The sequence below is a fragment of the Burkholderia sp. LK4 genome (assembly GCF_001043615.1).
GTDB lineage: Bacteria > Pseudomonadota > Gammaproteobacteria > Burkholderiales > Burkholderiaceae > Burkholderia > Burkholderia cepacia.
In genome coordinates this window covers 167,566-186,543 of record NZ_LDUL01000009.1, presented here as the reverse complement: position 1 = coordinate 186,543, position 18,978 = coordinate 167,566, and the positions used below count along the sequence as shown (strand labels likewise).

Here is an 18,978-nt window from a genome sequence, read left to right as displayed (position 1 = left end):
TTCAAAAGACGGAGAACCTATGCGGAACACTACCCGCGAGCAGTACAACCGGTTCCTGGCCCGCATCCAGGAACTGAACGGCGTCGGCGATGCAACGAAGAAGTTTTCGGTCGCGCCGAGCGTGCAGCAGACGCTCGAAACCAAAATTCAGGAATCGAGCAGCTTCCTCGGCCGCATCAACATCCACGGCGTCGAGGAAATGGAAGGCGAGAAAATCGGCCTCGGTGTGTCCGGGCCGATCGCGAGCCGAACCGATACGACCAAACGCGCGCGTGAGACTCGCGACGTCTCGGCACTCGACAACCAGAAATACCGCTGCGAGAAGACGGACTACGACACCCATATTCGCTACCAGCAGCTCGACGCGTGGGCGAAGTTCCCGGATTTTCAGGCGCGCGTGCGCGATTCCATCATCGTGCGCCAGGCGCTCGATCGCATCATGATCGGCTGGAACGGCGTCAAGGTCGCGGCCGACACCGATCTCAACGCGAACCCGCTGCTGCAGGACGTGAACATCGGCTGGCTGCAGCAATACCGCAACAACGCGAAACAACGCGTGTTCTCGGGCGTGAAGATCGGCAAAGGCGAGGAATTCAAGAATCTCGACGCTGTCGTTTCGCTCGCACGTAACGAATTCCTCGACCCGTGGTACGCCGAAGATCCGAATCTCGTCGTTATCTGCGGCCGCGAGCTGCTCCAGGACAAGTATTTCCCGCTCATCAACCAGGCGCAGCCGTCGACCGAAACGCTCGCAACTGACATCGTCGTATCGCAGAAGCGCATCGGCAACCTGCCGGCCGTCAGCGTTCCGTACTTCCCGGCTCATGCGCTGATGGTCACCCGCCTGGACAACCTGTCGATCTACTGGCAAATCAGTGCGCGCCGGCGCTCGCTTAAGGAAGTGCCCGAGCGGGATCGCATCGAGAATTATGAAAGCTCGAACGACGCGTACGTGATCGAGCAGTACGGCGCGGGCTGCGTGGTCGAAGACATCCAGCTCGTCGACGCTGCCCCGGCCGCTCCGCAGGGTGGCGCATGACGAACCCGTTCCGCCAACACTTCCAGCGCACCGTCGCGGCCACGGCCGCGCGCGGCACGCCGACGAGTGTCGGCGGGCTGCGCGACGACTCGGCGTACACGCTGATGCTCGCGCAGCTCGACGAACATCGCCGGGCGCTGAAGGCAGTCGAGTCGCTCGAGCGCAAGGCCGACCTGAAGCGGCAGTTTCTGCCCGCATACGACGCGTGGGTCGCCGGCGTGCTGGACGGCGCGGCGGGCGCCCAGGACGACGTGCTGATGACGATCATGGTTTGGCGCATCGACGTCGGCGACTTCCGAGGCGCACTCGAGATCGGCGCGTACGCGGTACGCCACGAACTCGCGCTGCCCGACCAGTACAAGCGCAGCACACCGTGCCTGCTGGTCGAGGAATTCGCCGAAGCCGCGCTGCGTGCGAACCGGGCGGGCGATCCGATCCAGGTCGAGCCGCTGCTCGAGATCGAATGGTTGACCGTCGTATGCGACATGCCCGATGAAGTGCGCGCGAAGCTGCACAAGGCCATCGGCTACGGCCTGTCGGCGTCCGATCCGACGAAGGCACTCGACCACCTGCGCCGCGCGTTGCAGCTCTTCGCGAATGTGGGCGTGAAAAAGGACATCGAGCGGCTCGAGCGCGAGCTGAAGAATTCCGCCAACGGGGGCCAGTCCGGCCCCGGTGGCTGACACCGAGCGTACCCCGCGCACCAGGCGGCACGGGGCCGTAGCCGGCACTGTCCGCGCGAAAGCCCCGTCCACCGCCTCACCGTCTCAACCCGACGAGCCCGACCATGACCTTTGTCTCGACCCCGCCGCTGTCGCGTGTGCCGGTGGAAACGGAATCAGCCAAGCCGATCAAGAACGATCCGTTTTACCCGGACGTGTCGCTCGAGCATGCGCGCGACACGATGCGCCTCGATGGTTCCGTCACCGATGCACGTCTGCGGCACGAGCTTCTCGCCGCGATCGCGAGCGTGAACGACGAGCTACGCAGCGCCCGCGCGGCGTGGGGCGATGCCGGCATCGTGCGGCTCGCCGACGTGCCGGCCGACCGGCTCGACGACGAAAGCGTGCTGCTGCAGCACTACCGGCGCGCCGTGTACTGCCTGGCGAAGGCGACGCTCATCGAGCGGTACCGCGATTACGACACGACGGGCGACGGTGCGCGCCGCGCCGACGAGCTCGAGCCGCAGGGCGACGAGCTGCGCCGCGACGCCCGATGGGCAATCAGCGACATCGTCGGCCGCCCGCGCGTCACCGTGGAGCTGATCTGATGCAGGTGCGTGCGCTGCAGGGGGAAACCGTCGACGCGCTGTGCTGGCGCGTACTCGGCCGCACGCGCGGCGTCGTCGAGTCGGTGCTCGACCTCAATCGGGACCTGGCGCAGTACGGCCCGATCCTGCCTCACGGGCTGCTCGTCGAGCTGCCCGACGAAGTACCGCAAGCGGCGCAATCCAGCGCCGAGCGGCTCCAGTTATGGGATTGAATATGGCTGAACCAATTTCTACGTCGTCCGCGACGATCGCGGCGCTCGGCGTCGCAACGTTGTCGCTGTTTCCCGGCGTCGACGCCAACGTCGTCATGGGCGCGTTCGCCGGCTCGCTGCTGTTCGTGATGACGGCCGCCGACCCGTCAATCCCGAAGCGCATCGCGTTCTTCGTGATCTCGTTCGTCGCCGGCTGCCTCACGGCCGAGCTGTTCGCGGCCGCGCTCGGCGCCGTGCTGCCGGCCCGCGTCGAGGTGCACGCCGGCATCGGCGCGCTGATCGCGTCCGCGCTCGTCGTGAAACTGCTGCTTTGGCTGATCGCCCAGGCCGACGCGCCCGACCGGCTGCTGAACGTGTTCAAGGGGAGGGAAAAGTGATGCTCACGACCGTCTACGTGATGCTGTGCGCAGCGCTCGCGCTGCGCCTCGTGACCTTCCGTCGTGGCACGAGCGCACACCGGCCGCTCGCGTCATGCCTGGCGTACACGATCGCCGTCGCTGCCGGCGCCGCGCCGATCCGCGCCGCGTTCGGATTGCTGCCCCCGGCGGACCTGGCCGACACGGTGCTTGTCGGCGTCCTGTGCCTTGCCGTGTACGGCGTTCGCGGCAACGTCGTCGAGCTGTTCCACCGTGGCAACCCGCGCGCCTCCCTGATCGCGCGCGTCCTGCAATTCAAGGTATGGGGGCGCCATGTATAAGACCCTTCGCCTCGGCGACCGCGGCGCCGACGTCAGCTACCTGCAGCGCCAGCTCATCGCAGCCGGCGCGCGCCTCGACACCGACGCAATCTACGGCAGCGCAACCCGTAACGCCGTGGTGGCGTTCCAGGCCACGCACGGGCTGGTCGCAGACGGCATCGCCGGCCCGAAGACCTGGTCGACACTCTCGGCCGGCCGGCGCGATCCTCGCCACCTCACCGACGCCGACCTGCAGCGCGCGGCTGATCGGCTGCAGGTCGATATCGCGGCCGTGCGCGCCGTCAATGAGGTGGAATCGAAAGGCGCCGGGTTCCTGCCTGACGGCCGGCCCGTGATCCTGTACGAGCGGCACATCATGTACCGCCAGCTCGCGGCGGCCGGCCTCGATGCGGACGCGCTGGCGGCGAAATATCCGGCCCTGGTCAACCAGAAGCGCGGCGGCTACGCCGGCGATGCTGCGGAATACGCGCGTCTCGCGAGCGCATCGCAGATTTCGGCCGCGTGCGCGCTCGAGGCGACGAGCTGGGGCGCGTTTCAAATCATGGGCTTCCACTGGAAGGCGCTCGGCTACCCGGACGTGTTCGCGTTCGTCGAGGCGATGAAGGTCAGTGAGGCCGAGCAGCTCGAGGCATTCGTCCGCTTCGTCCTGGCTGACAAGGTGATGCTCGCCGCGTTGCGCGGTAAGAAGTGGGCGAAGTTTGCCGAGCTGTACAACGGTAAGGCTTACGCAGAGAACCTGTACGACGTGAAGCTCGAACGGGCCTTCGAGCGCTACAGCCGGACGGCCGCGTGACGACTGGCGCCCGTATCTTCATCGCCGGCGCGATCGCGCTCGCCATAGCTGCGGTCGTCATCGCGATCCAGCATGCGCGCTTGGTCGACGCCGGCCGGCACGTCGACGATCTCGCGCGTGACGTGCGCGATCGGACGGCCGAGCGCGACGCGGCACGCCGCGACGTGAAGGTTGTCACGCAATACGTCGACCGTGTCCAGGTCGTCCGCGAGAAGGGCGACACCATCATCAAGGAGGTTCCCGTCTATGTGGATCGCGAAGCGGATCGCGCCTGCGTTGTTCCTGTTGGGTTTGTGCGCGTGCACGACGGCGCCGCCGCCAACGTGCCAGTGGGCGATCCCGGAAGTGCTGATGCGGCCCCCTCGGGCATTGCGCTCTCTGCCGTCGCCGCAACCGTCGCCGGCAACTACACCACCTGCCACGAAACCGCCGAGCAGTTGATCGCACTGCAGGCGCTTGTACGTGACCCCGAGGAATCGGCACCATGAATAAGCCCAACAGCCTGCGCGCAGCGCTCACCGCCGCCCTGCCCGAGTTCGCGCGCGATCCCGACCGGCTGCACATCTTCATCGAACACGGGTCGATTGCCGTCACCGCAGCAAAGTCGCTGTCGTTCGAATATGCGTACACGCTCGACATCGTTGTGACCGACTACGCCGGCCATTCGGATCACCTAATGGTGCCGATCATCGCCTGGCTGAAGATCCACCAGCCCGAGCTGCTGCTGAACCGCGATCTTTGCCGCGACGGGTTCAAGTTTCAGGCCGAGTTGCTCGACAACGGCAAATCGGACGTCGAGATCTTGCTGAAGCTGACCGAGCGCGTCGGTGTGGTCGAGCAGCCGGACGGCTATGAGATTCGCCACTTCGGCGAGCCGCCGATCGCGGGGACCTGATGGTCGATCGACTGTCCCGCGCCGAGGACTGGGCGTCCGGCCTGCTCGGCCAGCTCACGTCCGCGCAGCGCGTAGTCCTGGCGAAAGGGCTGGCCGCCGAACTGCGCCGGCGCCAATCACGGCGTATCGCCGAAGCCCGCAACCCGGACGGTAGCCGCTTTGCGCCACGCAAGCCGCAGGCGCGGCGCAAGAAGGGCCGCATCCGACGTGCGATGTTCGCGAAGCTGCGCACCGCGCGCTTCCTCAAAACGGCCGCGACCGCCGACGCGTCGGTGCTGCATTTCACGCGCCAGGTCGAGCGCATCGCCCGCGTCCACCAGGAGGGCCTGCGCGATCGCGTCGAGCGCAACGGCCCGGTCGTCCAGTATCCCGTGCGTGAGCTGCTCGGCCTGGCCGATCCGGACGTCGACCGGATCGCTGACATCGTCCTCGAATTCCTGTCGCGATAGCAGGGCGCTCTCCCCGTTCGTATTGGGTCACGGTTGTTAACCAGCCGTGTACAACCCATTTCGCGTGACCCTCTCCCGCGCGCGCGGCATCCTCGCTGCATGGATGATTTTGCTGACCTGAACCGCCGCATCGAGAGCGTGCTTCGCGAAGGCACCGTGATCGCAGTCGATCACGCTGCCCGCCGCGTACGCGTTGAATCCGGCGGCCTGCAAACCGACTGGATTCGCTGGCTCGCGCAGCGCACGGGCGACAGCATCACGTGGGACCCGCCGTCCGAGGGCGAGCCTGGACTGCTGTTCTGTCCGTCGGGCGAGCCGACGACAGGTCTCTTTCTCTCTGGCGTGTATTGCGACGGCCACGATGCGCCCAGCTCGAGCCCGACGCAGCACGTTCGCGTCTACAAGGACAAGGCGCGCATCTCGTATGACTTCGCATCGCACGCGCTCACGGCCGAGCTGCCGGCGGGGGCGACCGTGCGCGTCGTCGCACCGGTCAGCGTCACGGTCGAAACCAAAACGGCAACCGTCAAGGCGAAATCCGTCACGCTCGACGCCGACGATACGACCGTGACGGGCTCGCTGCTCGTGAAGGGACCGCTCACGTTCGAATCGGGCGCAACCGGCAAGAATGGGGGCGGCGCCGGCGACGGCGGCTCCGTGATCGAGATTCAGGGCAGCGCCCACTTCACCGGCACTGTGACTGCTGACGTCGACGTACGCTCGCGGAACGTCAGCCTCGTGGAACATCCGCACCAGGCACAAGGCGAATTCTCCAAGACCACGAAGCCGATCGAGGGTGGCGCATGATCGGCATAAACGCACACACCGGCCGCGCGATCGCCGGCCAGGCCCACATCGAGCAGTCCGTGAAGGACATCCTCTTCACGCCGCTCGGCACGCGTGTAATGCGTCGCGAATACGGCTCGCTCCTTCCCGAGCTGATCGACGGCCCGGTCAATCCCCTGATGCGCATGCGCGTCATGGCGGCGTCCGTCATGGCGCTGGCACGATGGGAGCTGCGCATCCAGATTGACCAGGTCGATTTTGGTAGCACGGGCATCGACGGCAGCGCCGTGCTTGAGCTGCAAGGCGAACGCACGGACGGCCCGCGCGCTGGCTCGACCTTCTCCATGCGCCTGCCGACGACGAACAGCCGAGGTGCGGCATGAGAACGACCCCGATCGATCTGTCGCAGCTCCCGGCCCCGGACATCGTCGACGAACTCGACTACGAAGCGATCCTGGCCGAGAAGAAGGCCCGCCTGGTCTCGCTGTATCCCAAGGAACAGCAGGCCGAGATCGCGGCCACGCTCGAGCTCGAATCGGAGCCGATGGTGAAGCTGCTGCAGGAGGCCGCGTACGACAAGATGCTGCTGCTCGCGCTCATCAACGAGAAGGCGCGCGGCATCCTGCTCGCGTACGCGCAGCGCTCAACGCTTGAGCACCTCGGTGCCCTCTTCGACGTCGACCGTCTGCTGATCGCGCCGGGCGACCCGGACCGGGGCATCGATCCGGTCTACGAGGACGACGACAGCCTGCGTGAACGCATCCAGCTCGCACCGCGCGGCTTCTCGGTCGCTGGCCCCGACGACGCGTACGTGTTCCACGCGCGCGCCGCTCACGGGCTCGTGAAAGCGGCGACTGCGTACAGTCCGTCGCCGTGCGTAATGATCGTCACGATCCTGTCACGTGAAGGTGACGGCACCGCCAGCCCCGAGCTGGTCGCGATCGTAGCGAAGGCGCTGGAGAAGAAGCGGCCGCAGGCAGACAAGGTCATCGTCCAGAGCGCGAAGATCGTCCGGTATGCAATCCGCGCCACGCTGCGCTTCTTCAACGGCCCGGATCGCGCGGTCGCGCTCGCCGAAGCCCAGAAGAAGACGCAGCTCTTCGCCGACTCGATGCACCGGCCTGGTTCCGAAGTCACGAAGGACGGCCTGTACGCGTCGATGCGCGTCGCTGGCGTCCAGAAGGTACTACTGGACACGCCGGCCGAAGGCGTGCCGATTGCGATCGACCAGGCGCCGTACTGCACCGGTATCGAGCTGACGGACGGCGGGGTGGCCGATGACTAAGCTGGCTCCTTCGCTGTTGCCGCCGAACGCTACGGTGCTCGAGCGGCGTCTGGCCGAAGCCAATGCTGACGCGCGCGAGATCCCGGTCGAAATCGACACGCTGATGGACCCGGATCGAATCCCGCTGCGCTTCCTGCCGTGGCTCGCCTGGCACATGGGCGTCGACACCTGGCGCGATGAATGGCCCGAGCAGGTAAAGCGGGCACGCGTGAAATCCGCGATCCGGATCGCCCGAAAAAAGGGCACGGCTGACGCCGTGCGCGACGTCTGCGCGTCGTTCGGCGCAAACGTCGTTATGCGCGAGTGGTTCGAGAAAACACCGGAAGGCGTGCCGGGCACGTTCGAGATCGTAATGACGGTCGGTGCACGTGACGGCGTGCCCGCCACCGCGCAGTACGTCAACGACATCCGGGCCGAGGTCGATCGCGCGAAGCGCGGGACCGCTCACTACACCTTCACGCAGGGCTTCAGCATGCACGGCCCGATCGGCGTCGCATGCGGCGTGCGTGCGGCCGTCTATCGCCGCCTCTCTCTCACGGATTAACGAACATGGCTGGAAACCTCATCTACATCACGGACGCCGGCCGCGCCGCACTGGTGGCGCCCGGCAACACCGGGACCACCGCACGCCAGGTCACGCAGATTGGCCTCGCCACGGCAGCCTTCGCATTCAAGCCGGAAATGACCGCGATGCCGAGCGAATTGAAGCGCATCACGACCTTCGGCGGCGATACCGTTGCAAAGGACACGATCCACATCGTTATCCAGGACGACAGCGCGGACCAGTACAAGCTGTTCGGCTTCGGTCTGTACCTGGACAACGGCGTGCTGTTCGGCGTCTATGTGCAAAACGACCCGATCCTCGAAAAGGCACCGGCGTCGATGCTGCTGCTGGCCGCCGATACCGTGTTCGCCTCGATCGACGTGACGAAGCTGGTTTTCGGGCCGACATCGTTCCTCAATCCGCCGGCGACCACCGAGCGCCAAGGTGTCGTCGAGCTGGCGACGCAGGCCGAGGTCGACGCCGGAACGGATGACGTGCGTGCCGTGACACCGAAAGCCGCAGCCGCGCGGTACGCGCCACTCGTGCGCCCGCAGCTCAATGGCCCCGTCAGCATTACGTCGACACCGACGGACCAGGATGCGCAGCTCGTCGTCGCGGCAGCTTCCGGCGCCCTCAACCGTGGGGCGAAGATTCGCTTTCACGGCACCTTCGCAGCCGGCACAGCGGACACCAACGCACGGCTCATCGCCTCGATCCGCGCCGGCTACGACGGCGGCACGTGGGGCCGCGAGTATCTGGACTTCTGGATCAATCGGACGCCCAACGACTCCAACAGCGACACGAACCAGATTCGCGCGATGCGCGTTACATATGGCGGCCGGGTACTAATCGGGAATCGGAATGACGACGGCTCGAATGCACTCCAGGTCGCGGGGAGCGGCACGTTCTCCGGCGGCATCACCAGCTCCGGCTTGGACGCCGGCGGTGCGAACTTCCGGCTGAAGAATGGCCGCGACGTGCTGCTGCGCAATGACGGTACGAACTTCTATCTTCTGTTGACCGACGCGAGTGACGCCGGCGCATCGTGGAACAGCTTGCGGCCTCTCACGGTCGACGTCGTCACGGGAGCCGTGATTCTGGACGGCACAGGCGCCGGCACGTACGTAAACGGTCAACTGGCGGTGAAGGGCATGCTCAACGTCAGCAACGGCGCGAACGAGGCGCGTATGTTGCTCGGCCCGAGTGGCGGGTACTTTTTCGGTACCGCGAATGCGGCCGGGTTCTACCTCCCATCAACGGGCGCGATGTTTGCGTTCGACTTCGCCAAGAAGAATCTGATCGTTGTCGGCAACGAAGTGTGGAACACGGGCAATCTGCCGAAGCCGGCTCAGACGACGGGTTTCACCATGTCCGGGCAATTGCTGGCGGCCGAAGGGTCTGTCGACAAGCCTGGCATCTCGTTCGCGAACGACGGCGCACCGGACACGGGTTTCTTCCACATTTCGGACGGCGTGTTCGCGATCACGAACAACGGACGCGAAACCATGCGGTTTCTGGCCGGTGGAGCGTCGAATCGCGTCCTCATCGGCACGACGATCGATGATGGAAACGCGCTCCAGATTGGCGGCAACGCGGTCACGCGTGGGTTACATCGGTTCGGCAGCGGTTCGGTCACGACCTGGTCGAACAGCGATGCTGCGTGGGGTTTCTTTCGCTCGAACGGCCATGTGTCGATCGGCAGCGAAATGGCGACGGGCGTGCTGCAACTTATCGCCGGCAACTCTGAAATTGCGCGGCTGATTCCGGGCGGCCGGATGACCATCGGCGGGACAACCGACGACGGTGCGAACACGGCGCAGGTAGCCGGGAGCATGCGTGCCGGAAACTACTTCATCAACGATCAAGGCACCGGTTCGTCCGGCCTGATCGGCATGTACAAAGGGGCCAACGGGCCGAACATCGGTTTTTACGGCCGCGACACTATCGGCGCGGGCGCAATGACCTTCAGCGCGGGCGGAACCGAGCGCGCCCGCGTGACCGCAAACGGAAAATTCGTAGTCGGCCAGACTGGTGACGACGGTAGCAGCGCGGTAATACAGGCCGTTGGCCCGATCAAGGCGTCAAACGGGGTCGGCGCATTGGTCGCATCGAACGGGTCCGGCACCGGGCAGACATCGATCATCCTGCGACGCGAAGGTGGAGCGACCGATCAAAGGCAGTGGGAACTGCTGCATGACGGGGCCGGCGGGTTCGGCATCCGCACCGTCAATGACAATTACTCCGCCTCCCAGAATGCACTCAGCATCTCGCGCGGATCCGGCCATGCAGTCGGAAACATGTTCCTGATGCAGAACGGCGGGCGCGTATTGATCGGCTCGGCTGCTGACGACGGCTCGATTCTCAATGCGGAAGGGCTCATTCGCGGGCGGGGCTACGCAGTTGACGGCGGCCCGTCGTGGGCGACGATGTATTTCAAGAACGGCAACACCACGCGTTTCACGCTCGGCAAATCCGACACGGACGACTTCGCACTCAGCGCGTTCGAGAATGACGGCTCGACGCAACGCCGCGTGCTGGACATTCCGCGATTGACCCAGCAGGTCAATTTCGTGAAGCGCCCGACGTGGGCCGGCGCGACGCCGTGGGACTCCATGAACGTAACGCCGCTCGACAAGAATGTCGGCGGCACGATGGCGGCCCCGCTCTACCTGCAGTCCCGAGGCGGCACCAACGGATTCGAGGACGGTACGGGCGACAACGCAAGCTACAGCACGTACAACTTCGCGTTGAAGGGCTGGTTCGGCATGGGGATGCGCGCGTTCGACGGAACCGTCAACGGGTACTACGACTTCCGCGCGGGCAAGTGGGACGTGAAGGGCGGTTTCTATGTGAACGGCGCGCGCGTGTGGGATCAAGGCACTTTCGATCCGAACGCAAAGGTGAACAAGGCCGGCGACACGATGACCGGCGACCTGCGCGTTAAACAGCCGAACAACACGGACGCACGCGGCTTCGTCGCTGCACGCGCTGACGGTACCGCGCAGGCGTGGTTTCACGCCACGATGAACGGCAACTATTCGGCTTGGGCGACCATGAAGCCGGATGGCTCGTGGCAGTCGAACGCAATCGTCGTCTACAACGCCGACAACCGCGTCCAGTTCAACACCGACATCCACGTCACGGCGCTGTCCCGCTTCTACAACCGGCCCACGCTGAACCGCGACGGTTGGCAGGCGGACATCGGCCTGCGGAATAACCGGCCGGGTTACGACTCATGGACGTACCTGCGTGCGCGTGACGGCGGCGGCATGGAGATCATCAACAGTGCGTACAACGCGGTCACGTGGTCCGTTGACGACTGGGGATCGATGTACATGCGAGGTCAACAGATTCTCAACACTGATGGGAATCTGAAATTGGCGTTTCGTGGCGACGTCTGGCTTTCCGATCAGCTCGCCAACATCGATAACGCGATCGGCAGCAAGGCCAATGCGGGCGCGCGCGTTCAGTGGGATTCCGGCGTCAACAATTTCGGCACCGTGGATCGCCTCGGCGGCGCACTGCCCGCGCCGTGGGTCGTGTGCGGACTCAGTGCCCCCGGCAACGGCACGGCCAATGCCATCGTGGTCTACGGCGTACTTCTGAGGAACCAATGACGAGCAACACCATGCTTCACGTCGAGCAAGCGGCGTTCATTCTCGCGAAGAAATTCCCGAACCTTGCACGCGGCAAGGATTACTGGGTCGCGCATCCGGTCGACGAGAAATCGTTTGAACAGACCAGGACGGCATGGGTGCCGATCTGGGGGCCTGCTGACATCCCGGCGCCGACGCCAGCGGATCTGCTGACCTGGTGGCCCGAGTTCCAGGAGGAATTCGAGCTGGCCGACGCAACGGCGCACGTGCGCCGCCAGCGCGACGAACTGCTCGCTAAGGTCGACCCGCTCGTCGAACGGGCTGCCGACGCGGGCCAGGCCGAGCTGGAGGCCGCTCTTCGGCGCTACCGCGCCGAGCTGCGCGACGTTCCGCAGCAGGCAGGATTCCCGCTGAACGTTGTATGGCCGCAGTCACCTACACAACTGAATTGACACACACCAACAGGAGTTAGAAATGGCAATCAAGAAAAACGTTGTTCTCGCACTGACCGGTGCAACGGCCGGCTACCACGTTATCGGCAACGTCGCGCTCGACGTGCTGAGCGGGACCACGGTTGCGTCGGTCAACAGCTACGTGTCGGAAGAAACGTATAAGGCAGGCAAGCAACCGCTGCAGCTCGCGTCGACAATTTCTGTGGAAGGTGTACCGGAAGAGAACGAGGGTGCGGTGCCGTACATTCACCGTCGCTTGATCGAAGCGAAACCGGAAGACGATAAGCCGGCTGCCGATCGACCGATCATGTACAACGCGGTCGACCGCTACATGCTGGCCGGCGGTGTGATCGTCGCGTAAGGCGACATAGGAAGGAAAGGACGCGGCGACGTGCGCGATGCAGGAACATCGTGCACGCCCCGCACCAGCAGAGCAGACCTGCAGGATTGGCCAGGGCCGCGACACCTCTCGAGAGGCGCCGGCATCCTAGCACAGGCAGGAATCACCCCATGCAGGACATCCGATGCGGAAGCTGTAACCGCAAACTCGGCGCCGGCGAATACGTCCGGCTCACCATCAAATGCCCGCGTTGCGGCGCAATGAATATTCTGAGGGCCGAGAGCCCCTTACCCGCAGGCCACAGAGCCTCCGATACAAGGGAATCGCCCCATGCAACACACTCTCTCCGCTGATCTGATCAACCGCGTACACCAGGCCGACGCCCTGAGCGTCATGCGCGCGCTGCCCGACGCGTGCGTCGACCTGGTCTTCACCGATCCGCCCTACTCGTCCGGCGGCACCACGAGCGCTTCGCGCAGCCAGGCGCCGTCGAGCAAGTACATCGGTGGCGATGTGAAGACCGTCTATCCGGAGTTCCAGCACGACAGCAAGGACCAGCGATCGTGGACGTTCTGGTGCATGACGTGGCTCGCGGAAGCCTATCGCGTCTGTCGCAACGAAGCGCACCTGGCCTGCTTCGTCGACTGGCGCCAGCTCCCGAGCCTGACCGACGCTATTCAGGCTGCCGGCTTCACCTGGCGCGGCGTCGCGGTATGGGACAAGACCGGTGGCCGCACACGCCCGCGCGCCGGCGGCTTCGCGCAGCAGTCCGAGTTCCTGGTCTGGGCCACGAAGGGTCCCGTGCGCCGCGCCGACGTGTATCTGCCTGGCGTGTTCTCCGAGCGCCTCGCGCATCCGAAGCGCCACATGACCGAGAAGCCAGCGCAGCTAGCGCGCGACGTCGTGCGCCTGGCGCCGGCCGGCGGCGTCGTCCTGGACCCGTTCGCCGGGTCCGGCACGTTCCTCGCCGCAGCGAAGGAAGCCGGCTTGAACTGGATCGGGTGCGAGCTCGAACCGAGCTACCACCAGGTCGCTACTGCGCGCCTCGCCGAGCTCGACACGCAGGCCGCCGCAGCGTAGCGCGATCCTGCAGCGGCTTCGGTTGTGCCTCGCCGCTGTACAACCTCCCGCGCGTGATCTCCGCGCGCGCGGAAGGCAATCTTTCGGAAGGCTCACTTCCGGGAGAAAAGCTTGCCTTCTGATTACCACCACGGCGTACGCGTCATTGAAATTAATGACGGTACGCGCCCCATCCGCACGGTCAGCACGGCCGTCATCGGTATGGTCTGCACCGGCGACGACGCCGATCCGTCCACCTTCCCCGAAAACCGTGCCGTCCTCATCACGGACGTACAGGCCGCGATCGGCAAGGCCGGCACGAAGGGTACGCTTGCGCGTTCGCTCGACGCGATCGCAGCGCAAACCTCGCCGCTGGTCGTCGCCGTGCGCGTGCCGACTGGCAAGGATGCCGACGCAACGAACAGCAACGTGATCGGCACGACCACCGCAGACGGCCAGTACACCGGCCTGAAAGCGCTACTCGCTGCGAAGAGCCGGCTCGGCGTGAAGCCGCGTGTGCTCGGCTGTCCGGGCCTCGACACGCTGCCAGTCGCAACCGAGCTGGCGACGATCGCGCAAAAGCTGCGCGGCTTCGGCTACGTCAACGCGTTCGGCGCGAAAACGAAGGAAGAAGCCATCGCGTACCGCGCAAATTTCGGCCAGCGCGAACTGATGACGATCTGGCCGGACTTCGTGAACTGGAACACGACGACCAACGCAGAGGACATCACCTGGGCGACGGCGCGCGCGCTCGGCATGCGCGCGAAGATCGACGAGGAAACCGGCTGGCACAAGACGATCTCGAACGTCGTCGTGAATGGCGTCACCGGCATCAGCCGCGACGTGTTCTGGGACCTGCAGGACCCGAACACCGACGCCGGCTACCTGAACAGCCACGAAGTCACCACCCTGGTGAACGCGAATGGTTACCGTCTGTGGGGATCGCGCACCTGTTCCGAGGACAAGCTGTGGGCGTTCGAGAATTACGTGCGCACCGCGCAGGTGATTGCCGACACGATGGCCGAGGCGCACATGTGGGCGGTCGACCAGCCGATGAGCCGCACGCTGATCAAAGACATCGTCGACAGCGTGAACGCGAAGTTCCGCGCGTGGAAGACGGCCGGCTACCTGATCGACGGCGAGTGCTGGTTCGATCCGGCCGCCAACGAGAAGGATTCGCTGAAGGCCGGCCAGGGCTTCCTCGACTACGACTTCTGCCCGACACCTCCGCTCGAAGACCTGACGTTCCGCCAGCGCATCACGGACCGCTACCTGCTCAAGTTCGCGGAAAGCATCGCCGTCTGACGCCCCGCCACTCACCATAGGAAAACGCAATGGCTCTGCCATCCAAACTCAAGAATTTCATCGTGTTCGAGGACGGTATCTCGTACGTCGGCGAGGTGCAGGAAATCCAGTTGCCGAAGCTCACGCGCAAGATGGAGGCGTATCGCGGCGGCGGCATGAACGGTGAGGTCGACATCGACCTCGGCATGGAGAAGCTCGAGCTGGGCCTCACGATGGGCGGCTTCATGAAGGCGATGTTCAAGACGTGGGGCACGTCGAAGATCGACGGCGTCACCGCACGCTTCGCCGGCTCCTACCAACGCGACGACACCGAGGAAGTCGATGCGGCCGAAGTGTATGTGCGCGGCCGCTACAAGGAAATCGACCCCGGCAAGGCCAAGGCCGGCGACAACGCCGACCAGACCGGCACGATGTCGCTCGCGTATTACCGCCTCGTCGTCAACGGCGAAACCCTGATCGAGATCGACTTCCCGAACTTCATCGAAATGGTTGGCGGCGTCGATCGTCTCGCCCAGCAACGCCGCGCGCTCGGCCTGTAATTCTCGTTCCACTACCTGTCCAGGAAACACGTCATGCAAACGAAACAATCCGCCGTCATCACGCTCGACACGCCGATCCGACGCGGCGAGCAAGAAATCACCACCATCACGCTGACCAAGCCGCATTCCGGCGCGCTGCGCGGCGTCGCCCTGACCGACCTTTTGCAGCTCGACGTCATCGCGCTGTCGAAGGTGCTGCCGCGCATCAGCAATCCGACGCTGACCGACCAGGACGTTCAGCGCATGGACCCGGCCGACCTGCTGCAGCTCGGCACCGAGGTCGCCGGTTTTTTGCTGCCGAACTCGTCGAAAGTGGACGTCTCCCTCGAGGCGTCGACGACGTAATGGCCGACATCGCGCTCGTGTTCCACTGGTCGCCCGACGTAATGGACGCCATGCCACTGCCAGACCTGATGGCTTGGCGCGAGCGCGCGCGTGAACGACACGATCAAGGTGATGAATGAGCGACCGTTCCCTGCGTCTCGAGGTCGTCCTCAAGGCGCTCGACCAGGCGAGCCGGCCGATCCGTGAGATCGCCGGCCGCAACCGCACGCTCGCGAAGGATCTGCGGGACACTCGCGCGCGGCTCAAGGAACTCAACGACACGCAGCGGCGCATCGGTGAGTTCCGCGAAATGCGCACGGGGCTCGCCAACACGTCGACGAAGCTCGCCGACGCACAGAAGAAGGTCAAAGAACTCGCGAAATCGTTGCATGCGGTAGGCCCTCCGTCGCAGCAGATGATTGCCGAGCTGGCGAAAGCACGGCAAGCCTCGTCGAAGCTCGGAACCGCCTTCAAGAAACAATCCGCCAGTCTCGACGAGCTGCGCAACCGGCTCGGTCGCGCCGGCATCGACACGGGCAAGCTTTCCCAGCACGAGCGCGCGCTGCGCACCGACATCGCCGCAACGACCGGTGCGATCGACGCGCAATCGCGGCGGCTCGACGCATTGAACACCCGCCAGAAGCGCATCGCGGACACGCGGGCCAAGATGGGCGCTGCACGCACTGCCGCCGCCGAAATGGCGATCGGCGGGTATGCCGCGCGTGCGACCGGCTCGCACATCCTCAACGATCTGCGCGAGCCGCTGGGCGAGGCAAAGAAGGTGCAGAACGAGCGCGGCCGCATTCAGGCGCTCGGCCTGGGCGATCAAGCCACGCAGGACGCCGAGCGTTACGTGCGTTCGATGAAATCGGTCGGTGTGTCGACATCCGAGAACATGACGCTGATGCGCGACGCGATGTCGATCTTCGCGGACGAACACCACGCGCAGATGGTGATGCCGACGCTCGCGAAGATGAAGTTCGCGAACGAGGCGATGTTCGGCTCGGCTCAAGGGCACGATAACGAAGAAAAGTTCATGAACATGCTGAAGGTGATCGAGCTGCGCGGCGGCACGAAAAGCGAAGCAGCGTTCAAGGGCGAAGCGAACATGGTCCAGCAGGTGCTGTCCGCGACGGGCGGTCGCGTCGGCGGCGACGAGTGGCGCAACTTCATCCAGACCGGCAAGGTCGCCGCGAAGCAGATGCGCCAGGACGCGTTCTATTACCAGATGGAGCCGCTGATTCAGGAAATGGGCGGCCACGCTGCCGGCACGGGCGTGCAGGCTGCCTACAGCAACCTGATGCAGGGCAAAACGACCGTGCGTGCATCGAAGCGCCTGGTCGAGCTTGGGCTCGTCAACAAGAAGGATGTCGAGTACACGACGACCGGCACCGTCAAGCGAATCAAGCCCGGCGCGCTGATGCAGGGCGACCTCTTCAACGCTTCGCCGTTCGAGTGGATGGAGAAGGTGCTGCTGCCTAAGCTGAAGGCGAAGGGCATCACGTCCGACGCGAAGATCCTGGAGGAATTCTCCACGATCATGACGAACGGCAACGGCGCGAACCTGTTCGCCACGATGTACATGCAGCGCGAGCAGATTCACAAGAACGAGAAGCTGAACCGTGGCGCGTACGGCATCGACCAACTGCATGAGCTGGGGCAGAAACAAACCGAAGGGAAGGAGCTGGCCGCGCTCGAGAAGGTTCGCAACCTGCGCACCGTCATCGGCGAGCAGGTCCTGCCCGTGTACAACCGCGCGCTCGAGCTGACGGCGAGCGTCCTCGAGCGTCTGCTCGGCTTCGCGAAGGAATACCCGAATTTCACGCGCGCCGTCGTGATCGGCGCGGCCGGCCTGGGCGTGCTGCTTGCCGTCCTCGGCACGCTGACGATCGCACTGGCTGCCGTGCTCGGGCCGATGGCGATCGTTCGCTTCAGCATGTCGATGCTCGGCATTCAGGGCGGAGCCATCGCGCGCGCACTCCTCCCCGGCGCCGGCGCGCTGCGTGGCATTTCCCGCGCGGCGTCCGGGGCAGCATCCGGCGTCACGGCCGCCGGTAAAGGCACGCAGGCCGCCGCCGGGCGCATTCGCTCGGCACTGTCGAGCGCATGGCAGGCTTCGTCGCCTCGCGCTGCCGCGTCATCGTTGCGCACCTATGTCGTGTCACTCGGCCAGCGCGTGCCGGCCGCGAGCCAGGCGGCCAAGGCGGCAGTGATGCAATGGGGCGGGTCGGCCGCAACGGCGATGAAAAACGGCACCAGTGCCGCGCGCCAGTACACCATTCAGGTGTGGCGCGCCGTCGCCGCGCATGCGGCCGCATCGCGTGCGGCCGTGTCGTCGCGCTGGACGGCCGCTCGGCAGTACGTCGCACGACGCGGTGCGCCCGGGATGGCCGTCGACACGGCACGCGGCGGCTTCAACCTGGTCAAGGGCGGCACGATGGGGGCGATCAACGGCGTGCGTGCTGCGCTCGGCGGGCTCGCACAGACGCTGCTGTTCGTCGGCCGCGTCGCACTCATGAGCCCGATCGGCCTGGTGATTGCCGCTATCGCGGTCGCCGCGCTGCTGATCGTGAAGTACTGGGAGCCGATCAAGGCGTTTTTCTCGGGCTTCTGGCAAGGGCTCACCGAGGGCCTGAAGCCGCTCGCGCCGATCTTCACCCGCGTGTTCGGGGTGCTCGGTGCGGCGTTTGAGCCGCTGAAGCCCGTATTCGACTGGTTGGTCGGTGCTGTGAAAAGCGCCTGGGACTGGATCACGCGGCTGCTCGGACCGGTCGACACCAGCAAGAAGAGCCTGGACGCCGCAGCAAACGCCGGCAAGGGCTTCGGCGCGTGGCTCGCCAACATCGTCGTGGTCGCGGCCGACGCTGCCGCGCGCTTCGTCGAGTTCGGCGCCAACCTGATGTCGGGGCTCGTGACTGGGATCAAAAACGGCCTGGGCTCCGTGAAGGATGCGATCGAGTCGGCCGGCGGCAGCGTAATCGGCTGGTTCAAGGAAAAGCTCGGCATCCATTCGCCGAGCCGCGTGTTCGCCGCGCTCGGCGGCTTCACGATGGCCGGCCTCGACCAGGGGCTGCGCGAAGGGCAGGACGGGCCGCTGTCGACCGTGCTCGAGGTCGGCAAGCGGATCGTCGCCGCCGGCGCCGGCATCGGCATCACCGGCGCGGCAATCGCCGGCGGCGCCCCGCTCACCGTCGACAACCGGCCACCGCTCACGGTCGCGTCGGCCGCTGCACGTGCGCCAGTCGCACCGGCGCCGATCACGATCAACCTATACGCGTCGCCAGGCATGGATGTGCAGGCGCTCGCGCAAGAGGTTCGCCAGGTGTTACGTCAGGAACAGGCCGCGCAGGCTGCGCGCGAGCGCTCGCGTTTGCGCGACCGGGATTGAAGGAG

At 65.4% G+C, this 18,978-nt stretch carries 24 protein-coding genes; all 24 read left to right on the top strand.

Features of this window, described 5'->3' with window-relative positions; genetic code table 11:
* Positions 1–19 precede the first annotated feature (19 nt).
* The 24 genes from VK92_RS05005 (at position 20) to VK92_RS04895 (ending at position 18,973) form a co-directional block, all read left to right on the top strand.
* On the top strand, positions 20–1,039 hold the full coding sequence (locus VK92_RS05005) for a phage major capsid protein, P2 family (protein ID WP_048025287.1): 1,020 nt from the start codon (positions 20–22) through the stop codon (positions 1,037–1,039).
* Complete coding sequence (locus VK92_RS05000; RefSeq protein ID WP_048025286.1) at positions 1,036–1,722, top strand: phage terminase small subunit; 687 nt, start codon at positions 1,036–1,038, stop codon at positions 1,720–1,722. The genes VK92_RS05005 and VK92_RS05000 overlap by 4 nt, the downstream gene beginning before the upstream one ends.
* 104 nt (positions 1,723–1,826) lie before the next feature.
* Positions 1,827–2,309 (top strand): head completion/stabilization protein, encoded by a 483-nt coding sequence (locus tag VK92_RS04995; RefSeq protein ID WP_048025285.1) that lies wholly within the window; start codon positions 1,827–1,829, stop codon positions 2,307–2,309.
* Positions 2,309–2,521, top strand: a complete 213-nt coding sequence (locus tag VK92_RS04990) for a tail protein X (protein ID WP_048025284.1) — start codon at positions 2,309–2,311, stop codon at positions 2,519–2,521. Before VK92_RS04995 ends, VK92_RS04990 begins: the two co-directional genes overlap by 1 nt.
* 2 nt (positions 2,522–2,523) lie before the next feature.
* Positions 2,524–2,898, top strand: coding sequence for a putative holin (locus VK92_RS04985; protein WP_048025283.1), 375 nt, complete (start codon positions 2,524–2,526; stop codon positions 2,896–2,898).
* A complete protein-coding gene (locus VK92_RS04980) occupies positions 2,898–3,218 on the top strand; it encodes a phage holin family protein (RefSeq protein WP_048025282.1) in 321 nt (106 codons plus the stop codon). The genes VK92_RS04985 and VK92_RS04980 overlap by 1 nt, the downstream gene beginning before the upstream one ends.
* Positions 3,211–4,011 carry an N-acetylmuramidase domain-containing protein gene (locus VK92_RS04975; RefSeq protein WP_048025280.1) on the top strand — a complete coding sequence of 267 codons (801 nt, stop codon included), beginning with the start codon at positions 3,211–3,213 and terminating at the stop codon, positions 4,009–4,011. Before VK92_RS04980 ends, VK92_RS04975 begins: the two co-directional genes overlap by 8 nt.
* A complete protein-coding gene (locus tag VK92_RS04970; protein ID WP_048025278.1) occupies positions 4,008–4,499 on the top strand; it encodes a hypothetical protein in 492 nt (163 codons plus the stop codon). The genes VK92_RS04975 and VK92_RS04970 overlap by 4 nt, the downstream gene beginning before the upstream one ends.
* Positions 4,496–4,906: a phage tail protein gene (locus tag VK92_RS04965; protein ID WP_048025276.1), complete on the top strand. Its 411-nt coding sequence runs from the start codon at positions 4,496–4,498 to the stop codon at positions 4,904–4,906. The genes VK92_RS04970 and VK92_RS04965 overlap by 4 nt, the downstream gene beginning before the upstream one ends.
* Positions 4,906–5,355, top strand: a complete 450-nt coding sequence (locus VK92_RS04960) for a phage virion morphogenesis protein (protein WP_048025275.1) — start codon at positions 4,906–4,908, stop codon at positions 5,353–5,355. The genes VK92_RS04965 and VK92_RS04960 overlap by 1 nt, the downstream gene beginning before the upstream one ends.
* Positions 5,356–5,454: 99 nt before the next feature.
* Positions 5,455–6,162 (top strand): phage baseplate assembly protein V, encoded by a 708-nt coding sequence (locus VK92_RS04955; RefSeq protein WP_048025273.1) that lies wholly within the window; start codon positions 5,455–5,457, stop codon positions 6,160–6,162.
* Positions 6,159–6,524 carry a GPW/gp25 family protein gene (locus tag VK92_RS04950; RefSeq protein WP_048025271.1) on the top strand — a complete coding sequence of 122 codons (366 nt, stop codon included), beginning with the start codon at positions 6,159–6,161 and terminating at the stop codon, positions 6,522–6,524. The genes VK92_RS04955 and VK92_RS04950 overlap by 4 nt, the downstream gene beginning before the upstream one ends.
* Complete coding sequence (locus VK92_RS04945) at positions 6,521–7,426, top strand: baseplate J/gp47 family protein (RefSeq protein WP_048025268.1); 906 nt, start codon at positions 6,521–6,523, stop codon at positions 7,424–7,426. Before VK92_RS04950 ends, VK92_RS04945 begins: the two co-directional genes overlap by 4 nt.
* Positions 7,419–7,970, top strand: a complete 552-nt coding sequence (locus tag VK92_RS04940; protein ID WP_048025266.1) for a phage tail protein I — start codon at positions 7,419–7,421, stop codon at positions 7,968–7,970. The genes VK92_RS04945 and VK92_RS04940 overlap by 8 nt, the downstream gene beginning before the upstream one ends.
* Before the next feature lie 5 nt (positions 7,971–7,975).
* Positions 7,976–11,587, top strand: a complete 3,612-nt coding sequence (locus tag VK92_RS42795) for a phage tail fiber protein (RefSeq protein WP_048025264.1) — start codon at positions 7,976–7,978, stop codon at positions 11,585–11,587.
* A gap of 11 nt (positions 11,588–11,598) precedes the next feature.
* Positions 11,599–12,018, top strand: coding sequence for an XkdW family protein (locus VK92_RS04930; protein WP_231600680.1), 420 nt, complete (start codon positions 11,599–11,601; stop codon positions 12,016–12,018).
* 22 nt (positions 12,019–12,040) lie between these two features.
* Positions 12,041–12,379, top strand: coding sequence for a hypothetical protein (locus VK92_RS04925; RefSeq protein ID WP_048025260.1), 339 nt, complete (start codon positions 12,041–12,043; stop codon positions 12,377–12,379).
* A gap of 149 nt (positions 12,380–12,528) precedes the next feature.
* Positions 12,529–12,711: a Com family DNA-binding transcriptional regulator gene (locus tag VK92_RS39485; RefSeq protein WP_082160890.1), complete on the top strand. Its 183-nt coding sequence runs from the start codon at positions 12,529–12,531 to the stop codon at positions 12,709–12,711.
* Positions 12,689–13,438 (top strand): DNA-methyltransferase, encoded by a 750-nt coding sequence (locus tag VK92_RS04920; RefSeq protein WP_048025258.1) that lies wholly within the window; start codon positions 12,689–12,691, stop codon positions 13,436–13,438. Before VK92_RS39485 ends, VK92_RS04920 begins: the two co-directional genes overlap by 23 nt.
* A gap of 111 nt (positions 13,439–13,549) precedes the next feature.
* Positions 13,550–14,722: a phage tail sheath protein gene (locus VK92_RS04915; RefSeq protein ID WP_048025257.1), complete on the top strand. Its 1,173-nt coding sequence runs from the start codon at positions 13,550–13,552 to the stop codon at positions 14,720–14,722.
* Between the two features lie 29 nt (positions 14,723–14,751).
* Positions 14,752–15,261: a phage major tail tube protein gene (locus VK92_RS04910; protein ID WP_048025255.1), complete on the top strand. Its 510-nt coding sequence runs from the start codon at positions 14,752–14,754 to the stop codon at positions 15,259–15,261.
* A 33-nt stretch (positions 15,262–15,294) separates the two neighbouring features.
* Entirely contained in the window at positions 15,295–15,606 is a 312-nt protein-coding gene (locus tag VK92_RS04905) for a phage tail assembly protein (RefSeq protein ID WP_048025253.1), read from the top strand.
* Complete coding sequence (locus VK92_RS39480) at positions 15,606–15,725, top strand: GpE family phage tail protein (protein WP_048027970.1); 120 nt, start codon at positions 15,606–15,608, stop codon at positions 15,723–15,725. Before VK92_RS04905 ends, VK92_RS39480 begins: the two co-directional genes overlap by 1 nt.
* Positions 15,722–18,973 carry a hypothetical protein gene (locus VK92_RS04895; RefSeq protein ID WP_048025251.1) on the top strand — a complete coding sequence of 1,084 codons (3,252 nt, stop codon included), beginning with the start codon at positions 15,722–15,724 and terminating at the stop codon, positions 18,971–18,973. The genes VK92_RS39480 and VK92_RS04895 overlap by 4 nt, the downstream gene beginning before the upstream one ends.
* Positions 18,974–18,978: the final 5 nt, after the last annotated feature.